Annotated in this window: 16 protein-coding genes and 4 pseudogenes; 8 read left to right on the top strand and 12 right to left on the bottom strand. The window is 58.9% G+C overall.

Annotated features, from left to right (window positions below; genetic code table 11):
* The first annotated feature begins 378 nt into the window (after positions 1 to 378).
* From EOA13_RS12730 to EOA13_RS37900, 3 genes and pseudogenes are all read left to right on the top strand, one after another.
* The gene (locus tag EOA13_RS12730) at positions 379 to 3,912 is read left to right on the top strand and encodes an autotransporter domain-containing protein (RefSeq protein ID WP_082826570.1); all 3,534 of its coding nucleotides are present in this window, start codon (positions 379 to 381) and stop codon (positions 3,910 to 3,912) included.
* A 243-nt stretch (positions 3,913 to 4,155) separates the two neighbouring features.
* Positions 4,156 to 4,839: pseudogene (locus EOA13_RS38695) on the top strand (integrase); the annotation flags it as partial.
* Positions 4,840 to 4,955: 116 nt separating this feature from the next.
* The gene (locus EOA13_RS37900) at positions 4,956 to 5,192 is read left to right on the top strand and encodes a hypothetical protein (RefSeq protein WP_063169293.1); all 237 of its coding nucleotides are present in this window, start codon (positions 4,956 to 4,958) and stop codon (positions 5,190 to 5,192) included.
* Between the two features lie 161 nt (positions 5,193 to 5,353).
* Here EOA13_RS37900 and EOA13_RS12715 read toward each other — a convergent pair.
* Positions 5,354 to 5,554, bottom strand: a pseudogene (locus tag EOA13_RS12715) (SMC-Scp complex subunit ScpB); the annotation flags it as partial.
* Positions 5,555 to 5,647: 93 nt separating this feature from the next.
* On the bottom strand, positions 5,648 to 5,908 hold the full coding sequence (locus tag EOA13_RS12710; protein WP_095769041.1) for a hypothetical protein: 261 nt from the start codon (positions 5,906 to 5,908) through the stop codon (positions 5,648 to 5,650).
* Positions 5,909 to 6,125: 217 nt separating this feature from the next.
* Here EOA13_RS12710 and EOA13_RS12705 point away from each other — a divergent pair, with 217 nt between their 5' ends.
* Together EOA13_RS12705 and EOA13_RS12700 are read left to right on the top strand one after the other, a co-directional pair.
* Positions 6,126 to 8,288, top strand: coding sequence for a prolyl oligopeptidase family serine peptidase (locus tag EOA13_RS12705; protein WP_082826571.1), 2,163 nt, complete (start codon positions 6,126 to 6,128; stop codon positions 8,286 to 8,288).
* A gap of 38 nt (positions 8,289 to 8,326) precedes the next feature.
* Positions 8,327 to 9,025 carry an OmpW family protein gene (locus EOA13_RS12700; RefSeq protein WP_063169295.1) on the top strand — a complete coding sequence of 233 codons (699 nt, stop codon included), beginning with the start codon at positions 8,327 to 8,329 and terminating at the stop codon, positions 9,023 to 9,025.
* 307 nt (positions 9,026 to 9,332) lie between these two features.
* On the opposite strand, the gene EOA13_RS12695 is transcribed toward EOA13_RS12700, so the two are convergent.
* The 9 genes and pseudogenes from EOA13_RS12695 to EOA13_RS12660 all read right to left on the bottom strand — a co-directional run bounded on the left by EOA13_RS12695 (position 9,333) and on the right by EOA13_RS12660 (position 16,163).
* Positions 9,333 to 9,533: a hypothetical protein gene (locus tag EOA13_RS12695; RefSeq protein WP_244514237.1), complete on the bottom strand. Its 201-nt coding sequence runs from the start codon at positions 9,531 to 9,533 to the stop codon at positions 9,333 to 9,335.
* 144 nt (positions 9,534 to 9,677) lie between these two features.
* Complete coding sequence (locus tag EOA13_RS38690; protein ID WP_063169296.1) at positions 9,678 to 10,337, bottom strand: hypothetical protein; 660 nt, start codon at positions 10,335 to 10,337, stop codon at positions 9,678 to 9,680.
* A gap of 101 nt (positions 10,338 to 10,438) precedes the next feature.
* Positions 10,439 to 11,094 (bottom strand): annotated as a pseudogene (locus EOA13_RS12685) (IS630 family transposase); the annotation flags it as partial.
* A 68-nt stretch (positions 11,095 to 11,162) separates the two neighbouring features.
* A pseudogene (locus EOA13_RS12680) lies at positions 11,163 to 11,397 on the bottom strand (aldehyde dehydrogenase family protein); the annotation flags it as partial.
* Between the two features lie 308 nt (positions 11,398 to 11,705).
* Positions 11,706 to 11,954 (bottom strand): aminotransferase class III-fold pyridoxal phosphate-dependent enzyme, encoded by a 249-nt coding sequence (locus EOA13_RS39380; protein ID WP_063169297.1) that lies wholly within the window; start codon positions 11,952 to 11,954, stop codon positions 11,706 to 11,708.
* Positions 11,915 to 12,142 carry an aminotransferase class III-fold pyridoxal phosphate-dependent enzyme gene (locus EOA13_RS39375; protein ID WP_263485461.1) on the bottom strand — a complete coding sequence of 76 codons (228 nt, stop codon included), beginning with the start codon at positions 12,140 to 12,142 and terminating at the stop codon, positions 11,915 to 11,917. Before EOA13_RS39375 ends, EOA13_RS39380 begins: the two co-directional genes overlap by 40 nt.
* A gap of 221 nt (positions 12,143 to 12,363) precedes the next feature.
* Positions 12,364 to 14,346 (bottom strand): argininosuccinate synthase-related protein, encoded by a 1,983-nt coding sequence (locus EOA13_RS12670; protein WP_063169298.1) that lies wholly within the window; start codon positions 14,344 to 14,346, stop codon positions 12,364 to 12,366.
* Positions 14,343 to 15,287 carry a DMT family transporter gene (locus EOA13_RS12665; RefSeq protein WP_082826572.1) on the bottom strand — a complete coding sequence of 315 codons (945 nt, stop codon included), beginning with the start codon at positions 15,285 to 15,287 and terminating at the stop codon, positions 14,343 to 14,345. The genes EOA13_RS12670 and EOA13_RS12665 overlap by 4 nt, the downstream gene beginning before the upstream one ends.
* Positions 15,288 to 15,944: 657 nt before the next feature.
* Entirely contained in the window at positions 15,945 to 16,163 is a 219-nt protein-coding gene (locus EOA13_RS12660; RefSeq protein WP_029354714.1) for a helix-turn-helix transcriptional regulator, read from the bottom strand.
* A 109-nt stretch (positions 16,164 to 16,272) separates the two neighbouring features.
* Here EOA13_RS12660 and EOA13_RS12655 point away from each other — a divergent pair, with 109 nt between their 5' ends.
* The gene (locus EOA13_RS12655; RefSeq protein ID WP_063169299.1) at positions 16,273 to 16,539 is read left to right on the top strand and encodes a DUF2285 domain-containing protein; all 267 of its coding nucleotides are present in this window, start codon (positions 16,273 to 16,275) and stop codon (positions 16,537 to 16,539) included.
* A gap of 438 nt (positions 16,540 to 16,977) precedes the next feature.
* Here EOA13_RS12655 and EOA13_RS12650 read toward each other — a convergent pair whose 3' ends face one another.
* On the bottom strand, positions 16,978 to 17,211 hold the full coding sequence (locus EOA13_RS12650; RefSeq protein WP_082826573.1) for a helix-turn-helix transcriptional regulator: 234 nt from the start codon (positions 17,209 to 17,211) through the stop codon (positions 16,978 to 16,980).
* Between the two features lie 115 nt (positions 17,212 to 17,326).
* Here EOA13_RS12650 and EOA13_RS12645 point away from each other — a divergent pair, with 115 nt between their 5' ends.
* Positions 17,327 to 17,608 carry a DUF2285 domain-containing protein gene (locus tag EOA13_RS12645; protein WP_063169301.1) on the top strand — a complete coding sequence of 94 codons (282 nt, stop codon included), beginning with the start codon at positions 17,327 to 17,329 and terminating at the stop codon, positions 17,606 to 17,608.
* 438 nt (positions 17,609 to 18,046) lie between these two features.
* On the top strand, positions 18,047 to 19,003 hold the full coding sequence (locus EOA13_RS12640) for an IS481 family transposase (RefSeq protein WP_063169302.1): 957 nt from the start codon (positions 18,047 to 18,049) through the stop codon (positions 19,001 to 19,003).
* Positions 19,004 to 19,008: the final 5 nt, after the last annotated feature.

Raw genomic sequence — 19,008 nt, 5'->3', positions numbered from 1 at the left:
GCATTCTGATCTTTCGTCAGGCAGTCGACCGCCTTGGCATACGCCTCGGCCTCCATCTCGATCGACCTGAACCGGTATCTTGTGCGCCATCCGGACGATCTGGGAAAGCTTGGCCGGGCCGGCGCCTTCCCAGGCGCACGGGAAGCGCGACGACCCATGTGGACCTTGGATTTCACTCCGCACTTACGCTGCTTTGGCCTTGTCAGCAGCCTGAGCATAAAGCGTGCTCAGCTTTCAGGCCGAGCACTCATCCATTGTTGACAGCACCTGTCGTCATTCAGGATCGCCCCATTCTCGCAGGCCGCTTGCAGCTTTCAGGCTGTTGTCAGCCAGGGCCGCCATAAAGGGTCTCGTTAAACAATTCAGGAGGCCGTTCCAATGAACAATCAGTTTGCGAGACTTTTTCGAGGACCAGGTATGCAGGCTTGTTTCAGGACAAAGAACTTTCTGGCGGCAACCACCGCGATGACGACGGTATTCCTGCCGGCTGTGTCTCTCGGGGTGGGTCTGGTAGCATTTCCAACTGGAGAAGCGTTGGCCGACGACCCGATTTCGATCCCGCTGGAGTATGTCGGGGAAGGCCATGACCGCCTGGGCATCTGGGCCAAGATCAACAATGGCAACGCGCAGCGATACGTATTCGACACGGGCTCGGACCAGCTCAACACGCAGATCGGGTCAGAGGTGACCGGGGTCCGCCCGATTGCCGACACGCCTTACGTATATACGTACGGGGACGGAACGTATGGTAATAAGCTTCAGAACGTGGAAATTGATAAATTTACATATGTCGATCCAGATCAAAAGATAACAATCGACGGGCCGTCTGTAAGCGATAAGAAATACCGGGCTGCTCGCATTCTCGATTTTGTCTATACCCATGCGTATTGCAAGGACAACAATCTTAAGTGCACGCCGGGATCCGTGACGGATGGACTTAAAGATATGTATGGTCAGGATCTCCAAGAACCTTATCACGCCGATAAGGAGCAGCGGGCGAAAATGACCGCTGGCAAGATGGCAGACGAAGGCGGCGATTTCGCAGGTACATTCGGGGCCGGCGATTTTCTTGGCAAGACAAGTGTCTGGGGCATGATGGGCAGTGTCACCAGGTCTGGCTACGTGGTCTCCGCCAATGTGAATCCGGATTCCGAGAGCGACCAAACGCCTGGCTGTTCCCCCTGCACGATTGTCAACCTCAATCCAAGCCTCCGGGCCCAATATACTAATGCCATGCCATGGGGAGAACCCGAGGAAAAAGATCAGGATTCTTATCAGAATTTTCCTGGCTCTGGCGCCAATGCCTCGACCGAATACGAAGGCAGCTACAATCTGCAGTACACGGTTAAGGATGGAGCCCCACCAATCACCGACCCCAACAAGACCGCGGTATTGCTCGACACCGGCACACCGGGCGGTGGCAGTCTGGAGATCAGTGATGCGATGCTGAAGCAATTTCAGGATGCGGGCGTCAAACTTAAAAATGTTCGGAGAAATGAGCAACGCGAGATCGTAAGCGCATCGGGCAACATCCCGAGCGTTACAATCGCAGGAACGGATGGCGATCCGGTAAGGCTGGACAATATCGACTTCACCTACACCAGCGGCACGACGGAACAACCCAATGACCAGACCAGTTTTGTTGCCGGTCTTGACTTCTTCAAAAACAGATCGGTCATTTTCGATCTGGAGAAGAAGTATACCGCTTATACGTCACATTTCGTCACTGCCAGCAACTTCTCTACCGATTCATCCGCACCCGAAGGGACCGGTCTGAGCAGGATCACGACGAGCATGGGGAATGAGGGCGGGTTCGGCATAGCGGGTGTCGTCTCCGGCTCCGGATCGCTGACGCTTGATACAAAGACGGTGGTCCGGATGACGAATGTCAACACCTACACCGGCGAGACGAATATTGCTCAGGATGCCTATCTCTCGCTTGCGGGGCTCGGCAACATCCAACGGTCAGCGAAAGTCGTTGCAGACGGCACGTTCGATATCTCCGAACATGGAAATGGCAGCGACTATTGGGGAATCTCCGACGCCTACAACGATGCCCGTATTCGTAGCCTGAGTGGCAGCGGAACGGTCGAACTGGGCAAGCGTACCCTGGTGCTAACGGATTCGAACGACACGTTCGCCGGCAGCATCAACGACCTCGACGTTGATAACAATAATATGGGCGGCAAACTATTCGTTGCCGGTGGCGTGCAAACGCTGAGCGGAAAGAACAATTTTTCCGGCATGACGACGGTCGGTTCCGGCGCGGGATTGCTGCTTGCCGATACAGGTGTGCTTTCCCATGATGCGACCACGTCCGGCTTTCTCGGGAATGACGGGCAGATCGGGGGCACGGCTATCGCAAACAGCGGCGGTGTCGTCGCAGGCGGCGGCACCTACGGTGCGGTCACCATTTCCGAGGGCGGCACGGTCGCTCCTGGCAGTGCGACCGATCCGAGCAGGATCGTCACCACACTGACTGTCACGGGCGATTTCGCGCAGCAGTCCGGATCGATCTATCAGGTCGACCTCGCAAGGTCGTCCGATCTCATCGATGTTGGCGGAGCAGCGGCGATCGACAGCGGCGCGCAGATCGAGCTGCTGCGGCAGGGAACGCTATCGGTCGATGCCCGATATACTCTGCTCTCCGCAGCAGGCGGCGTAAGCGGCACCTATGGCGGGCTGACGGGGGCTCTGGCGACAGACGCGACGCCCTTCGTCGATTTCCAGCTCGTCTACGATGCCAACAATGTCTATCTCGATATCAGCCGCACATCGACGGCGTTTGCCGATGTAGCCAGCACCTTCAATCAACGCTCGGTCGCCGCAGCGGCTCAGGCGCTTGGAAGCGGTAATCCGATCCAGGACAACATCCTGTTCCTGACGGCGCCGGAAGCCCGCAACGCTTTCGATATGCTATCAGGCGAGGTTCATGCTTCCATTCATAGCGGCCTCATCGAGGACAGTCATTCTGTACGCGATGCCGCGAGCGAACGGATCCGTGCGGCGTTCGACGGCGTCGGTGCCTCCAGCGTTCCGGTGATGACTTATGGGCTGGGTGGTCTGGAACTGGCCCCGGCAACGAGTGAGAATTTCGCCGTATGGGGCCGTGGCTTCGGCGCCTGGGGTCATCTCGACAGCGACGGCAATGCCGCCGGTCTCGATCACTCGACAGGCGGCTTTCTGGCTGGCGGTGACGCGGCTGTCGGCGAAAGCTGGCGGCTCGGCCTCATCAGCGGCTACAGCCATACCTCCTTGGAGGCGGACGATCGCGCGTCGTCGGGCTCGAGCGAGAATTACCATCTCGGTCTTTTTGCCGGCACGCAGAACGGCAATCTCGGTTTTCGTTCCGGCCTTGCCTATACCTGGCACAGCATCGAGACCGGCAGGTCCGTGGTCTTTCCAGGCTTCGCCGACAGCCTTTCGGCCGATTACGACGCCGGCACGTTCCAGGCCTTTGGCGAGCTCGGCTACCGTATCAATACGGCTTCGGCTTCCTTCGAGCCCTACGCTAATCTCGCTTATGTGAATTTTGACGCCGATGGCTTCACCGAGAATGGCGGCGCAGCCGCCTTGTCGAGCGGGGATCGCTCGAGCGACACGGCGTTTACCACGCTAGGTCTGCGTGCGTCGACGGTACTGACCCTCGGCACCGTGACTGCTACCGCGCGCGGCGGTCTTGGCTGGCGCCACGCCTTCGGCGACGTCAGGCCGGATACCGCTCTTGCCTTTGCTGGCGGTTCCTCCTTCGCCATCAAGGGCGTGCCGATCGCAAAGAACGCAGCTCTGCTCGAAGCTGGGCTTGACGTAAACATCACCGAGAACGCGACGTTCGGCATCGCCTATCAGGGACAGATCGCCTCGGATGCCCAGACACACGGGTTCAGCGCCAAGCTCGGCGTCCGTTTCTAAATCACCCGCAAAAGAGATTGGTTATGAAGTCAGTGAGTGCATTTTCTTTTACCGTCGTTCTCGGCTCAGCGACGGTGATGTCTGTGTCCGCCGCGCGAACGGACGATGCCTGCTACAACAAGGCACAAAGCCTATGATGACGCAATGTTCAATCGACGACCTGAAGCCAGTCGATGGCGAGCTTGACAAGCTCTACAAGGAGATGGAGACCCGGCTCAAAGAGTCCCGGCGCATGTCCAGGAACTGGTCGAGACCGCGAGGGGCTACAACGCCACCTCGGAGAACACGCGCGACGCCTACCCCAAGGATTGGCGGCATTTTTCCTCCTGGTGCCGGCGCGCTGGCTTCGATCCCCTGCCTCCGGGCTCGAAGGTGATCAGGCTCAATATCAGCGCCTGTGCCTCGGGCACCGCCGCCGGCGATCCGAAGCGTGGCGCCCCTGCCCTTTAGTTTGCGACCATCGAGCGGCGGCTTTCCGGCCTCGCCTGGAACTTTACCCAGCGCGGCCGGCCGTTGGACCGCGCGGAGCGGCATATCTATAAGGTTCTTGCCGGCATTCGCCGCAAGCACGCAAAGCCACCGCGGCAGAAAGAGGCGGTCCTGGCGACGATCTGCTGGCGATGATCGCCACGCTCGGCCACGACCTCAGGGCCTGCGCGACCGCGCTATTTTGCTCCTGGGCTGTGGCGGCGGCCTGCGGCGCTCCGAGATCGTCGGTCTCGACGTCATGCGCGACGACAACAGCGATGGCGCCAGCTGGATCGAGATTTTTGACGGCAAGGGCTGCTGGTCACCCTGCGCGGCAAGACCGGCTGGCGCGAGGTCGAGGTCGGCCGCGGCTCCAGCGACCACACCTACCCCGTAGTCGCGCTCGAGAGCTGGATCCGCTTTGGCCGCATCGCACGTGGACCCCTGTTCCGCCGCATCTTGTCGATCAGGTCGATATAATACGAAAAAGCCGCCGCCATTCGGGACGGGCGTCGGCTATCATGTCCAGCCATTATGCGGCGAGCGGATAGCTTTCGCCGGACCAGGCAGAGAACTTGGCGGCAAAAGCCTTCATCTCGTCGACCGCGAATGTGGTGCGCGGTTGCGAACTCGACTTGCTGGGCGAGAGGGACCTCGCCGAGAAAGGCGCTGACATGAGCGGGATGCTGCTTGGCCAAATCGAGATCCGCAAAGCAATCGGCCAGCGCCGCGTCGTCCAGCTGTACGCTGCAGGGCGCGTTCACGTCGTCAAGACGGATGCCAAATGCTTGCTCATAATGGCCGCAAGGTAATCGTTTCGGGTCGGAGACACAAGTTGCCGCCTCCTTCGCCGTAGAGTGGCCCGATACAATCACGATCGATATTGCCACCTCTTATCGATAGTGATCGCATAGTTCCCTGATTCGACTCTCAACCGCTCATATCAAGCGATTACTTCCATGTATCTGCTGCGCTAGCCCGTCCTGGCCTTGGAGTGTCGCTCCTCACCTCCTCCACCACTCACCAGCCCGATGGGAGTATCGCCCGCCAGCAGCTTCTCCTTGCTGAGCAGCGCGGCAACCTCAATCGCCTCGAAATCGGGCAAATCCCGCAGTGTGTCGAGGCCGAAGTGCAACAGGAAGGTCTTGGTCGTGACGTAGGTGTAAGGCGTGCCAAATTCAGCGGGCAGGCAGACGTTGACCCACAACAATCAAGGGGACGGTGCAGGCCAAGATTGCGGCAGGGCTTGGGCCCCCCACCCTTCTCCTCAGAACTCCGCTGCTTCCAGCTGGCGGCTGAAACTCACAGGCGCAGCCAGCTTGGTCTCTAACAGCATCGATCGCATCATGGTGTCTGCCATGAATCCGTGTGCGTGAAGCGCTCCAGAGCGAAGATGTTGGGCGTCAACCAGGTTCACTCCAATGAGCTTCACTTCTCGAGTTCTGCACAGTGTCCACGACTGGCGCCGGAGGTTGATCCGGTGATTAGGAGGAGCACTCGTTGTCGGATTCTCGACGATGTCGGACATGTGACACAACGCTTCCAGAGCGATCGCATTGTTCCGAAACGATTTTCCCAGTTGGCACGAAGGTTGCGGCCCTATGCGCAAAAGCACTGCGATGCCGCACCGACTGGAAGAACTCATCAATGATCACGCTTTTCGAACATGTGGGCGCCGCTACCGACACTGAGCGTTCCCGAGCCGACGGAAGCCTCTATCCCTTCTTTCTGAAGGCTGTCCGGACATGAACGCATTTGATGTCCGTCCAACGCTTGATGCTCCCGACGACGATCCCTATGTCTGGCTTGAAGATGTAGAGGGCGAGCGGGCACTTGCCTGGGCCGCCGGCCAATCGGCAAGGACTCTGAAGCACTTCGGTGGAACGCAGTTCGAGCGCGACCGCGCGGCTCTGACAGCCATTTTCGACAATCGCGACAATCTTCCCCTGATCGCGCGCCGTAGTCAGTACCTCTACAATTACTGGCGAGATGACGGTAATCCACGCGGACTGTGGCGCCGGACCACCCTTGCCGCCTACATGAAGGCGGATCCCCAATGGGAGCTACTGCTCGATCTGGATGCTCTCGCGGCTAGCGACGGAGAGGACTGGATCTGGGACGGCGCGTCCATCGAGCCGGAGAGACGGGAAAGAGCCGTTCTGCGCCTGTCGCGCGGCGGCAGCGACGCGGTCGTGCATCGCGAATTCGACCTGATTTCTCTGAGCTTTGTCGCCGACGGCTTCAACCTCCCCGAGGCCAAAGGCTACGTTAATTGGCTGGACCCTGACACGCTTCTGCTTTCCAGTGCGCTTGGTAATGGCATGGCCACCCGCTCCGGCTATGCGCGCACAGTTCGACTGTGGAAGCGTGACGCGGATCCCCTCACCACGCCGGCAATCTTCGAGGCCGGGTTCGAAAGCTTCCAAGTGTCTGGTCATTCGGACCGCACCGGCCGCAGCGAGCGCCTTTGGTTCATCGAGCAGCCGGCCTTCTTCGAGAAGATCAGCTGGATCGGCGATAGGAGCGGGCCGAGGAGGCAGATCGATCTTCCTCGCGACGCGTCGTGGCGGGTCTTCGGCGACTGGCTGGCGGTAAGGCCGCGCAAGCCCTGGACGGTGGGAGGCACCACCCATCCCGCCGACGCGCTGATCGTCATCTCGCTTTCCACTTTCCTCGCCGGCGGACGCCGTTTTGAGACCCTGTTTCAACCAGGGGAAAGGCGCTCCATGCAGTCATTCTTCTGGAATGACGGGAAGCTCATTATCTCTTACCTCGTCAATCTCGCACCGCGTTTCGAGATGTTCACTCCCGGCCACCAGGAATGGACGCGCCGAGTCCTGAACACCCTGCCCGCCGAAGGTACTGTCGACGTCTGGTCATTCGATGCGGCAGTTCACGAGACCAATGGAGAGGTCCTGATCTGTGCTCAGGATCCGATCACGCCGCCGCAGCTCTTGCTGTTCGATCTGAATGCCGCGCCGTCTCTCAGCGCTTCAGCAATCCTGAAGCGCAGCCCGGAGAATTTCGATGCATCCGGACTGGTGGTCACGCGCCACGAGGCAGTCTCTATCGATCATGAGCTGATCCCCTATACGCAGGTTGGTCCGGCGAACGGGAACGGAGATGCTCCGATTCACCTTTCCGCTTATGGCGGGTTCGGCGTATCATTCCTGCCCTACTACAACTCCCCGCTGGGCAAGCTGTGGCTCGAGCGCGGTGGCACGTGTGTCGAGGCGAACATCCGCGGCGGCGGCGAGTTCGGCACCCGCTGGCACGAAGCCGGGCGCAGGGAGGGCAAGCGTCTCGCCCACGACGATTTCGCCGCCGTTGCCTCCGACCTCGTGCGAAGGGGCATCACCCTGCCGAGGCGGATTGCCGCCGAGGGTGGCTCAAATGGCGGCCTGCTGATCGCAAACATGCTGACCCGCTATCCTGAGCATTTCGGGGCTCTGTTCTGCACAGCACCGCTTATCGACATGCGTCGCTACACCAAGCTCTTGGCGGGCGCGAGCTGGATCGACGAATATGGCGATCCGGACAAGGTTCACGATTGGGCTTTCCTGAAGGAAATCTCCGCCTATCACGCCGCAGCGCCGGGACAGCCCTATCCGCCTATCCTGATCGCCACCACGAAACGCGACGACCGCGTCCATCCGGGCCATGCGCGCAAGATGGCCGCAAAACTGCAGGCTCTTGGCTATCCCGCTTACTTCTACGAGGCCAGCGCAGGCGGGCACGGCTGCGGCGAGGACAATCGGGAGCAAGCCGCATTCATCAGTCTAGGCACCAATTTTCTCCGCAGCGCAATCGGCTTCAACGATCACCCTCCGGAGACGGCGGAACGCGTTGCAACGCAAGAGGGGCATTTGAGGTCCATCAACAATTCATTCGAGCAGGAGACGAAATAGTGCAGTGCATCCTTTCTGAACATCAAGGAGTGAATCTCATGGCGAGAACGCGAATGGGCGTAGCGCGGGCAACAGCAGCGGCGGTGGCCCTGATCATGGTGGGACAGCAGGCCGTCGCCGCGGAGCCTGCGCAAGCAGAGACCGTCCTGGCGGAGACGGGAGCCTCGGTCACCGAAGCGCCAATCCCTTGGCAGGTCCGCCTGCGGGCGTTGGGCGTCGTTACGAAAGATCTGGGCTACGTTGATACGCTTCCCGGCTCCGGTCTTTCGTATTCGGACACGGTGACGCCGGAACTCGATATCTCGTATTTCTTCACCGACAACATCGCCGCCGAACTCATACTCGGTACCACTTATGCCAACATCGCGGGCCAAGGGACGATCGGAGGGTTGGGCAACATCGGCAAAGTTTGGCTGCTGCCGCCGACACTCACGTTGCAGTACCATTTTACCGATCTCGGCGCGTTCAAGCCTTATGTCGGCGCCGGCGTGAACTACACGATCTTCTACAACCAGGACACTGGCAGCGCTGATGCTCTCAAGGTGAAGAACACGTTCGGCACGGCGCTGCAGGTCGGATTCGACTACATGGTGGACCAGCACTGGGGCCTCAACTTCGACGTGAAGAAGCTTTTCCTGAAGCCGGACTTCGACGTCACGGTGACCGGCGCGAAGCTGACGGGGAAGGCGGAGCTCGATCCCTGGCTGATAGGCGCAGGTGTCACCTACCGCTTTTGAATATCAGAGTGAAGTCTGCTTCCCGACTGCCGGTTTAAATGAAGGGCGCCTCGCGCGCCCTTTTTTACGGTCGACACTGCAGCGCAAGACCTCATGAAGCTATTGTCGGGCGGGGTTCTCTTCCGGCGGACCAAGAAGATGCACTGGCCAACCGGCCTTGCGCCTGAGGTGGAGTGCTTAGAAGCGCTTTGGATCGGGACGGGCTTTGGTATTGTGGGTGGAATGCTTCAGCCAGACCATTTGCCAGCATCGTCTCCCGGACGTCATGTGTGAGCTTCTTTGTCAGCGCAAGGCGAACACGGATCTCCTAGCAGGCCGTTGAAGAAGTGTCCCGTTTGGCCTTGAGGATTGCCTCGTCGCCGTTGTGATAGAAGGTGATGTCGATGGAGCCGTCGTCGAGCAGTTCAGCATGGCCGTCGCCTGTGACCTCGTCCATTTCGTCGAATCCGACCCATGTGAAGAAGACCGTCGACGGGCCGTAGCCGAGTTCGAGGGTTAGATGAGCCAAACGCCAGTGGGGCGTCCTGGGGACGACGCGCGCGAGATTCTGGTCGTGGTGGCCAGCCCAATACGATGTGAGAAGTTGCTGCCGGTGCGGGTACCGGAGGTCGCCGATAGTGACAGCCGATGTTCGACAGCGGCAAGGACATGCTCAGCCGTCAACGCGCCGAGGGCTTGGCCGGGAATGGTGGTGATGGAACCAATCCAGAAAGCGGCGGCTGCCCAGGAGAACGCCTTCGCGGGACTTTGACTCCAGTCCGCACACCCTGCTCAGATAGTCCGAAAAAGAGGTCAGAAGCGGAGCATCCGGATTATTATCTACACTGGGAACAGAAGCATGGAAGCGTTCTGGAGCCACTCGCCGCGCGTTTACCAGTGCCGACACTGCTCCAAGCTGACTATCTGCCATGACCACCTGCCGAACGTAGTCCGTTGATGCCACCGGTACCCTTCGCGGTCTGCTCCAGCGGGAAGATCGGGTCTGATCGACCCTGCTGACCTGTGCGGCGGCCTCTCTCGCTAGGGCGTCCCCCTTCCTGTCGTCCTCCTCCGCCGCTTTCGGCTGCTTTCGGCCCGCCGCCCTCGCCAAGGCGTCGTAGTCGGTAAGCGCGTCCTCCGTCTCCTTTAGGGGCTTCATCGCGTGACTAGAGTTTAGCGCGTGTTTGTAGGCGGCGGACCGAATGGTCGTCGAAATGCCACTCAGCGCCACCGCAAGATGCCCTAGGGCTTCCGCCTCATGATCTGACAGCGGCACGTCACGATTAGAGCCGATTGCCCTGCCTTCTTCCAGTTTCACAATGTTTGTAGTCATTTCCTGCTCCATCGCGTTGACTGAGATACGATGGAGACGGAAGTGGAGAACAAATTTTTACAAGCAACTAAGATGATATTCTCGTCAACGGGACAATAGTGGACGTTGAGGGCGGCGAACAGGGTGGTGGTGCCGTTGCGCTTGTAGTCGTGCCTCATCGTACCGAGCCGCCCCTTCTTCATCGGCAGGCCGGGTGGGTGCGGTCGAGCGCCGGATCTGGCTCTTTTCATCGACCGACAGAACGATGGCATGGGCCGGCGCATCGAGATAGAGGCCGACGACGGCGCGCAACTTGTCGACGAACTTCGGATCATTGGAGAGCTTGAACCTGGCGCCAGCGGTGGGGTGCGAGACCATGCGCCTTCCAGATGCGCCTGACGGCGCTGGCGCTGATTGCGGCGGCTTGCGCCATCATGTCGGCGGTCCAGTGGGTCCTCTCGCCCGGCGGATCGGCAAGCGTCAGTGCCACGACGCGCTCGCCGACATCGGGACCGAGCGGCGGAATGCGCCACTGTCGCGTCTTGTCGCGCAGCAGCCCGTCACAGCCTTCCGCGGCAAAGCGCTCCTGCCAGCGCCAGACGTCGGTCTTCGACTTGCCGATGCGGCGCATGACCTCGCCGGTGCCGACGCCGTCGGCGGGCAAAAGCACTATCTCGGCGCGCCAGACATGCTTTTGCGGGGCGTTGCGATCCCTGATCAGCGCCGTCAGACGGACGCGATCGGCCGACGAAACGGTGAACGATCTTCCTGTGCGCATGCGCCAGACTCGCACGCGCAGGCCAGAAAGGGAATCTCTGATTGGACTCCTATGTCAGGCGGGAACCACTAGACGCCGAGACCGCCGATGCAGACATGTTTGGTGTCGAGATAATCCACGATGCCCTGGAGGCCGCCTTCCTTGCCGAGGCCCGATTCCTTGACGCCGCGGAACGGCACCTCCGGCGTGGTGATCAGGCCTTCATTGACGCCGGTACTTCAGTCCTTCCATCACGCGGAAGGCGCGACCGAGATCGCCGGTGTAGAAGTAGGCCGCGAGGCCGAACTCGGTGTCGTTGGCGAGCGGCGTGCCCGACCTGAGACATGGGTGACGTTTTGTACCGGACACGGATGAAGTGCACCCCTCGGGTGAGCGTTTGCTCGATAATATCCACTGAAGTGAAGCAGTCGGTCTTAATGCTGGAACTCATGCCACCCGACCGACCCGGGAATTCGCAGCAGCGGCGCCGTCGAGTGCAGAACGAATGCCGTCAACCAAGGGGTCGATCTCGCTTTCGGTGATTATATAGGGCGGACAGATTCCAAGCACTTCTCCCATATTGCGGATCATGACGCCGTGCTCGCGGCACCGCCGCTCGACATCGCCGATCCTCAGCTCGGGCGCGAAGACGCGACGGGCGCACGATCCTCGACGATCTGAACCCCCGCGATGAAGCCGCGGCCGCGGGCTTCACCGACAAGCGGATGGTCGCCGAGCGCGTCCGCGAGGGCTCCATGCAAGTGATCGCCGAGACGACGCGCCTGGGTCACGAAATCGATCTCGCTGTAGATCCTGATCGCCTCGGCGGCGACGGCCGCTATCACCGGATGACCGGAGTAGGTGAAACCGTGACCGAACACGCCGACCTTGTGGGCCTCGTCAGCGGCGCATTGATAAATCTTGTCGAGATAATGACGCCGCCAATGGGCAGGTGACCGGATGAAAGCCCCCCGGCGATCGAGAGCATGTCCGGTTCCATCCCAAATGTCTGGCTACCAAACCAGTTCCCGGTGCCTCCGAAGCCGCAGACCACCTCGTCGGACAGCATGAGGATAATTTCTCACTTTCTTGCGAAGATCGGGGGTGTCCACGGTCATTCGTATTACGCGAGATCCGCGAGGCCAAAAACCATCATACCAGAGAGGCGAAACTGCTATCTAGGTGTTTAGATGCAAGAAATTAATCCTGCATTGTTCCCGCACCAGGAACACCCGAGAGGATACCAAGCAGTATTGAACCTTGTTGAAAATGCTCTCGGCGCGCTGGGCGTTATAATTTCTCGAAGGCGATCACAAGGACGTCGCGATAAGCGTACGGCATTTTCAGGTTTTCGGCCACAATCGACGATACATCGTGAAAGGTTTCGCGGTCGTTGCAGATCACAAAATCATTCGGGGAGTTCATTTCGACCTCGCCGAGGAACTCCTTTGAGGCGTCGGTGATCATGCTCATGCCGCCGGTGACGTTGACCCGCCCAATCATATAGCAAGCAATGAAGTCCACCCCGTCCTGGTGAAGGCCCTCGGGTGCCGGTTTGCCATTTACACCATCGCGCGCGACAATCCGGTAGGGATGGATCTTGATATTCCAACGATCATGTCGGGCGGCTTCACATAGAATTCTGCAGAAACCTGTCAGAATCTTTTCTAAGACGGGATGGTCTATAAAGGAGTTTTCAAGGGGCTCGAAGTGGCGCTTGAAGCCGCCATTCAGATGATTGACACTTTTTGATTGTTCGTAGGGGGCGTGGGGTAGGAGCCTAAAGATTCCGTCAGTCGCGTCATATTCAAAAGCGCTATAGCGCCGGTAACGATATGTTCCGCCGTCACGCATGTATTCATCGAGAAGAAGTCGATTCCAATGGTCAGCAAAGTTCTTCCAGGCTGCATCAATTTCGATGCCAAAGCAGGCTTCGGCGCGCTCGCCTTTTGAAAACCACCATCCATTTGTCACCAGACCGTCAGTGCATTGTTGACTGAGGTTGGCCGGCGCCTGGGGTGCGTTGTTTTCCACGGGTGTCTCCCTTTTGGTGACTTGGCGAGGACGGAACGCTTTGGACAACGCTATGTGGGTTGCGGCTTGGTATTCCCAAAGGTCGCGGTCCCTAATGTATCTCGGCGTCCTGGCTCGGATCGACCGAGGTAAAAAGCGTGTGTGATCGACTATGTAGCTGACGCTCCCGCTAACGCCCTCGAGGGCGGATGCAATGGCCCGTTCGCACATCTGGTGAATAGTACTGCCCCATGCACCTGAAACCGCCTCTTGGGACCAGGCTTGCTCAAGCCCTTGCTTCAAAACGATTGATGCCACGTCAAGAGAAGCGGTTTCGAGGTGACGCAGCGCGTCGAAGATAATGGCCGCGGCAGGGGCCTCGCGGACTTCGAGAACCTTTTGGCCGGTTGTGATGTGTTCAAGCCCGACAAAGCGGCCGTGCCCGAATTTGCCGACCGTGTTATTCAGGAACGGGATTGCGTCGACCAATGCAACATCACGGTCATCAATTGACACGAGACTTCCGTCTGCAAACCCGAGTTTGATCTCTACCGGCTGCTCTGCGGGAATGTGGCGCGTCCAAGCAAATGCCTCCTCGGGGATGGAAAAGTTCTCGGGATCTTCCAAAGGCCCCGACTCGAATTCCCGACACCAGAGGTTTTCGTCCGCGCTCCACGTGCGGTCCGCCACAAAAGTCGCTCCACACTTGGACAGGTCGGAGGTCTTCTGTTGTCGGGATATCACAGAGCATTCATACGGACTGCCGAAGTTGCCGGAAAATCCTGAGCGCTTAATGCTATTGTTAAGGCGCGGAAGACTGTTTTGAGAAAGGTTTGCTGTATGAAGAACCAGCCGTGAGTTGATTGACCTAGCATGATTAACAACCAAAGATGCGATTATGGGACGGCTCAACGAACTGCTCAACGGATAGATGCCAAGGTACTTGGCGTGGGCTCGAATGGCTGATTTCACGCCTTGTTCGACAAAGGCATCCCGCCCTTCGAGGCAGACAAAGCGCGCGCCGAACATGGCTGCCGTCCGTTCCAACAAAGGCTGATCGATGCGCGTTCCGACATCCGCTGCGACAGCTTCAATGTTCGCAAAGCCAAGGCTTTGCAGCTTGTAGAGAAGATAGGTGCTGTCGAGACCGCCGCTGAACATGGTTGCAACTGGTGCGGTTCGGTCCGGAAAAGCCTCCAGATCTTCAAAACTCGAAATGCCGCCGATGGCGGGTTTGGTGGAAGCCAAGATGGGGTTCATTTGGATGTCCTGCTCTCAAACCAGATGCCAGCAAACGTCGCAGCGAGGACGAGGCCTGCGCCTATCAAGCTCGGTACTGTCAAAGGCTCATTCAGAAGAAGGTGCGCTAGAACGAAACCAAAAAAAGGTTCTGTTCCCATCAAGAAGCCAACCCGTGTCGGTGTGGATTTTCTCACTGCGGCATTTTGAATGTAGAATGCAGCGAGGGTGCAGAAGAGTGCAAGGAAGGCAACAGCGCCCCAAAACTGAAGGGTGGCCCTCACAACAAGGCCTGAAATTCCGAACTGAGCGACGGCCAAAACGAAAGTAAGTGTTGCCACCGTCGATCCTTGGATGGCCGTCAGGGCTGCAGATGAAATCTGCCGGCCGGCCAGAAGGCGTTTGGTGGAAACGACCATAACCGCTCGCAGAATCGCGGCCCCCAAGACAAGCGCGTCACCCGGGCTGAACCTGCTGATCCCGCCAGTGAGAATGCCGACACCGATGCACGCTATGGCAGCACTTGCCAAAATGCCCGTAGGTGGAAGTCGCCGTGATAGCCCATAGTCGATGCTCGGCGTGAAAATCACACAAAGCGATATGATCAAGGCCGTGTTCATTGCGCTTGTCGATGCAACGCCGTAAGTTTCAGCAATAAAGATGCAAAAAAGTATTGTTCCCAATGCGAAGCCGCGGATGAAATCGCCCCAGGAGACCAATGCGATCTCATGTCTTGCAGCCACTGCCGTAATGATCGTAGTAATCAGGAAGCGATAAAGAACAAGTATCGAAACCGGCGCGTAGAACAGTGCGCCTTTCCCGACCGGATAGCTCGCCCCCCAAACGAATGCGACTCCCAGCAAGGCTAGATCCACCGAGAAAGATGGCGTCCGTGTTTTCCTGACAGGTATTGGAGAACTTTCGAAAACGTCCACCTTCAAAGTTTCCTTTGTGTTAGCCATCCACCCCTGCTGCGAGGGTCAAACAGATCAGGTCGTTCAGCCTCTTGGGCGATCCGTGCCGCGGCGTACTTGTTTTTGGTAACGCAAGTGCCGTGCCGATTCGGAAAACCATTGCTAGACAACAACCTGGTCGCCTTGATAGTTCGGCGGTTCATGTCCATTGTTGTCAGAATGCCGACAATGACTTCAACTGCAGGGATCCTACCGGCAGGGCCTCAAGGCGAACACGCGGCTCCAAGATGCCGACACGATGGCTGGTTCAGCCATGCTTCGACAGTTGCCTGTTTTTTCAGTTCCTTTGCTGTTCGTGCGCTAACCGCAACGCTCCATACTAGTCTCGCGTGGCTGTCCCCGTGGGGTGGGCGGCAGAAAGCGATTAGGCCCGCTGAAAGAGGCGAACCGCATCCGAAGGATCGTAACCAAGAGAAGGACCTGAAGCGAGAGCGAAGGTTGCGGGAGGCCGCGGCGGGCCTAAAAGGCAATGCCGACCGCCCCAGGAAAGGCTGACAAAAACCGCAGCGGCCGACTGTCCAATAGGGTGCGCCGGGCCAGGGCGAGCCAAATGGCAGGGGCTGCCGGGGGACCCTAAGAAAAGCCTGGGTTCACGAGCACCCGGCGCGCGCCATCAGGCGGCCAGCTACTTGGAGGGCGGGTGTATCATGCCTGTTTGTCGGGCCGAACCAGATCCATGTGGCTGACGCCGAGGGCCAATGCCAGTTCATAGATCGTGATAATTGTCGGATTTCTTCGGCCTTTCTCCAAGCCGCTGATGTACTGCTGACTGAACCCGGAAATCTCCGCAAGCTGCTCCTGCGTCAGGCGCTTCCTTTGCCTGATCCTCTGCACATTCCGTCCGACCAACTTGCGCATATCCATGCACGCAAGCCAGCGGATCAGGCGGCTTGAGTTTATCAACTATAATATGTAATCCACATTTAGCAGGCACAGGGCTTCGCGGGTCCATTGGCCGGAGATAGAATTAGCGATGTTGCAGCCCAGATCGAACACGCCGTTCGCCGACGAGGTCCCCTGGTCGGACCGCATTACAGCCTACGACAAGGACCACTTTACAACCTATATGAGGCTCCTGGACGCCTCGGCCGACAACGCCACTGAAGAGGAAATGGCCAAAGTGATCCTCGGCATTGATCCGGCACGCGAACCTGAGCGCGCACGCAACGTTCTTCGCAGTCATCTCGACCGTGCAAACTGGGTGGTGACGAGCGGCTACAAGGATTTGTTCGCCAGTTGACGAAATGGGCGGTGCGGTCGCTTCGCTTCAAGCAACGAAGTCGCGCAACCGCCATGCATCGACGTATCACCACAGCGCGGATGGCCCAGCGCTTCGCTGTCTCATCATTTTGTCCTCCGCTCGCCAATGGCTGCTTCCCAGGAATGGGTGCGGCGGCGAATCATGACAGGAACGGGTCCGCCGTCTGAGCCGCACCGCATCCGAAGGGCCGGATGGACAACCTACTGAAAGCTCACAGCTGGCTAAGGGTTGCGGGACGCCGCGGCGGGCCTAGAAGGATGCGGCGCCACCTGCTGAGAAAGGCACAAAACAGAGCGAATTGCGAGAGTCTAACGACGCGCTAGGAGGCGCAGCGGAATGGTCGAGACGCCAGAGCCAAGAAAATCGGGGCTCGACCCACCGGCACACGGCACGCGCGGTGATGGGCGCGGGCGCCCACTACGTGCGCAGGCTCAACAGAATCTCACACGGATCAGCATCGAGGGCCGCAGTTACGTCGAGAAACTCAATGACATCGAGACGCCGTTCGCCACCCTCATATTTCGCCACGAAAGATTGCGGACGACCAAGCTTCTCAGCCACCTGCGCCTGCGTCAGCCCTTTGACATTGCGCAGTGAGATCAACTGGGCCAGAAACCGCTGGTGGCGGGGAGATCGAAGAGATTTGGGCATTTAGGTGAACCGGCAGGTAGAGACCGGCTCAGCGACTAATCCCCGTTTCGGATTATCCCATTTTGGGATATTCTGCCTTGGATCCAGCGATCAACATGCGAGGTTCGCGGCAGACATGAATCAATCAACGGGAACAGATAGGACTCAAAGCTCAACACTGCTCGACGAAGTCCCTTGGTCTGACCGTCTTACCGCCTACGACAGGGCGCACTTTACCATCTATATGAGGCTCCTGGACGCCTCAGCCGATGAGGCGCCCGAAGAGGAAATGGCCCAACTGATCCTCGGCATTGATCCGGCACTTGAACCGGAGCGCGCCAGGAAGGCGCTTCGTAGTCATCTCGACCGTGCGAACTGGATGGTGACGAGCGGCTACAAGGAATTGTTCGCCAGCTGACAAATTCGCAGTGCTCGGTCATAGAAGCGTTCCTGTGCCATTGGTCAGGCTGATCGGGGCCTGCACCACAGACGCGCCGGCAAAATGGACCCGGTGGCGAGCACAATTCAGTTCCCAGGAAATCGGGGTTTGGCAACTGTCCGAGCGTCTGACGTGATAGAAGGTTCCGCTCTGTCTGGATGGGTATTAGCCCGGAGCAGCACTCCATATCGTACCGGCGCTCGACGAAGGGTCCACCTCTTCGCTTTCAAGCCGCATAACCGATAGCCATCGCCCTAAGTCAAGGGTTAGAGATTACCGGCAGGCAGGTATGCAAGCGGGCCATCCTCGGAAACTATATAACCGCACGACTAGCTGTGAGCTTTCGGGAGGTTGTCCATTCGGACCGGACCGGGGAGACTGGAGTTACCAAGCTTCAGCACTCACCGGAGGGTCCGAATGAACATCCATAAGAATGCCCGTCTCACACCGCTGCGTCGAGAGGAGATGGCGCTGTCGGTGATAGAAGGCGCTTTCTCCAAAGCCCATGCGGCGCGTGTCTACGGCGTGTCGGCCAAGATCGTGGCGCGCTGGGTCGAGCGCTACAAGTCCGAAGGGCGGGCCGGCATGATCGACCGTTCCTCGCGGCCCGCCAATATGCCGCAGGCCACCGCTGCGTTGATCGCCGAGCGCATCATGGCGCTGCGGCGGCAACGTTGGACCGGCAAGCACATCGCCCATGAGGTCGGCGTCTCGCCCGCCACCGTTAGCCGGGTTCTCAAGCGTGCCGGACTGTCGCGGTTGCGGGATATCGAACCGGCCGAGCCGATCCGACGCTACGAGCGCGAGCATCCTGGCGAGATGATCCATATCGATATCAAGAAGCTCGGTCGTTTCGAGCGCATCGGTCATCGCATTACCGGCAAGCGCACCGGCAATGCCAGCTCGCGCGGCAGCAGTTGGGAGTTCGTCCATGTCTGCATCGACGACGCCTCCCGCATCGCCTTCTCGCAGATCCTGCCCGACGAGAAAAAAGAAAGCGCCATCGCCTTCCTCAAGGCGGCGGTGGCCTACTACGCCAGCCTCGGCGTCACGATAGCCCGCGTCATGACCGACAACGGCTCCTGCTACAGATCAAAGGCCTTCGCCAAGGCCTGCCGCGATCTCGGCCTCAAGCACGTCAGGACAAGACCCTATACACCCAAGACCAATGGCAAGGCCGAGCGCTTCATCCAGACAGCACTGCGCGAATGGGCTTATGCCATCGCTTATCCGACTTCAGATCACCGCGCCGCAGAGTTGCCGGTCTGGCTGCACAGATACAATTGGCACCGTCCCCACGGGAGCCTAAAGTCCAAAACACCTATCAGTCGCCTCGCTCTAACCGAGGACAACCTGTTGAGGCTCCACAACTAGCTCGT

This window comes from Mesorhizobium sp. M7A.F.Ca.US.011.01.1.1 (genome assembly GCF_003998295.1).
Taxonomy (GTDB): Bacteria; Pseudomonadota; Alphaproteobacteria; order Rhizobiales; family Rhizobiaceae; genus Mesorhizobium.
Note: the sequence above shows the minus strand (reverse complement) of the source record. Positions and strands in the feature narration are given on the sequence as shown.